Annotated in this window: 1 protein-coding gene; it reads right to left on the bottom strand. The window is 30.1% G+C overall.

Going from position 1 to position 2,219, the window contains the following annotated elements; translation table 11 throughout:
• Positions 1-357: 357 nt before the first annotated feature.
• A complete protein-coding gene (locus V7014_RS21535) occupies positions 358-1,920 on the bottom strand; it encodes a glycoside hydrolase family 10 protein (protein ID WP_335510183.1) in 1,563 nt (520 codons plus the stop codon).
• Between the last annotated feature and the right edge of the window lie 299 nt (positions 1,921-2,219).

Here is a 2,219-nt window from a genome sequence, read left to right as displayed (position 1 = left end):
AAATCCAGGTATATTTATGCTCAAATAACTTCATCATTCCTTCATATTTTATAGAATTACTTACATGATCCGTTCAATGTTAATCTTAGATGCAATAATATTTCATCGCACAGAGTCTTTTTAGTTATTACACTCTATATATTGGAAATACATTTAAATTATACTATAAATTAGTGAAAAATCTTTGTATAAAAACACAAAATAGTGACTAGTATATTTTAGATTTTTCAGAAATATTATATTCCAATCTATGAATTTACTTATTGTTTTTAAATAAAACATACTCTATTTCTTTTATAAGATGAAACCAAAAAACCATTTCAATGTTTTTATGTGTCATTGAAATGGTTTTTGAAATTAATTTCTTTTTATGTTCACTGTTGTAGCACCAGTGCTTTCAACCCCTGTTGCAGAAATGGACTTTACACCATACGTATATGCTTTGTTGGCTTTAGCAGTTTTATCAACAAAAGTAGCTTTACCCTTACTACTGTAGACAACATCAACTATGGATAATGGGTTATTATAATTTGCTTTTTTATTGGCTTCAAAGCGATAAATCACAAACTTTCTTGCATCATTATCCTTGCTATGATCAATCGTTATTTTTACACCATTCTTTTCATTTTTTGCTTCTACTTTCGTAGGTTGTTTAGGTACAACCGGATTATTCCAAGAAGTAGCAGGTGTTAGAGCTTTATAATTATAAAGATTTTTAGTAATATACGTGACATAATTTAACTTATTTTTAGAAACATCACTATACGAAAAATGCATTTGTCCTTGAGTTGATTTTTGATTTCGGTTAGCAACAATTTGACTTGGTAGTTCTAATTGTTTCATCCATGCCCTGTCATCTTTCGTTCCAACTTTATAATCAGCCAATCCTATATATAAATTGACTGGATGCTTGCTAGCATATTTTGAAACTTCTTTATTCCACCAATTCAATAAAACCGAGTAGTTTGCTACTGATAAACTTCTAGACCAATAAAGCTGCGGTGCAATATAATCGATGCTACCATCCTTTATCCATTGTCTAGTATCAGCATATAAATCATCATAATTTTGTACACCCGCTTTTGTATTACTTCCCGTTGGGTCATTTGCTATATTTCTCCAAACGCCAAATGGTGATATACCATACTGAACCCACGGTTTCACACTTTTAATTGCATCATTAATATTTCCTACAAGTTCATTGACATTATTTCTTCGCCAATCATTGATATTAGTATATTTTGAACCATGCTCTAAATACGTTTTTTGATCAGGGAATACTTCATTTTTTATTTTATATGGATAGAAGTAATCATCCATATGAACCGCATCAATATCATAATTAGATACTAATTCTATTATCGTTTGTATTAAATAATCTTGAACCTCAGGAATACCAGGATTTAAATAATACTGTTTTCCATATTTAACAACCCATTCAGGGTTCTTAAGAGCTATGTTGTTTTTATCAAGACTAGAAAGTTTTTCACTCGGCATTGTTACACGATAAGGATTAACCCATGCATGTAGTTCCAACCCTCTGTTATGCGCTTCATCAAGCATTATTTTGAGAGGATCATACCCAGGATTTGTACCTTGTTTCTTTCCTGTAATATATCTAGACCATGGTGCTAATTTTGATGGATATAAAGCGTCTCCTGTTGGCTTAACTTGAAAGATGACGGTATTGAATCCCTTACTTTTTAACGAATCCAATGTTCTTTTTACCCAATTTGTATATGTATTTCTGTTCATTCCTTTTGCCATATCAATATTTTGTACTGTTGCAATCCAAGCTGCCCGCATTTCATGTTTAGGTTGAACAGCAGCTGCATTGACCGTGTTTTTAGCGCTCATGCCAAACGTCATTAAGACAATCATCAATAATAAACTGCATGTAAACAGCCTTCGCTTCTTCATTTCCAATTCCTCGCTTTCTATTAAACTAGTGATTAAAACCTATAAATTCACCAATGAATTCTTATAATGGTATAAACAACCATTAACTATTATAATATAAACTCGACAAAATAGCGGTTTAATCTACAAATATTCTAGAAATAATAAATTTTTAATCTTTATTTTTTGTGTTTATACATCCATCTTCATAACTTTTCCTATTGTATTAATACAAAATTGATAAACAAAGTCCAAGAATTTATTCCTATAATAGATATTTTTTCCTTAATATATTAAAATTAAATAGTAGTATTCATAAA

This window comes from Bacillus sp. JJ722, assembly GCF_036963345.1.
Classification (GTDB): domain Bacteria; phylum Bacillota; class Bacilli; order Bacillales; family DSM-1321; genus Bacillus_AD.
This window is presented reverse-complemented; position numbering and strand designations above follow the sequence as displayed.

Coding starts and splice junctions, on each gene's coding strand:
- V7014_RS21535 (WP_335510183.1), bottom strand. CDS start 1,920: ATGAAGAAGCGAAGGCTGTTTACATGCAGTTTATTATTGATGATTGTC.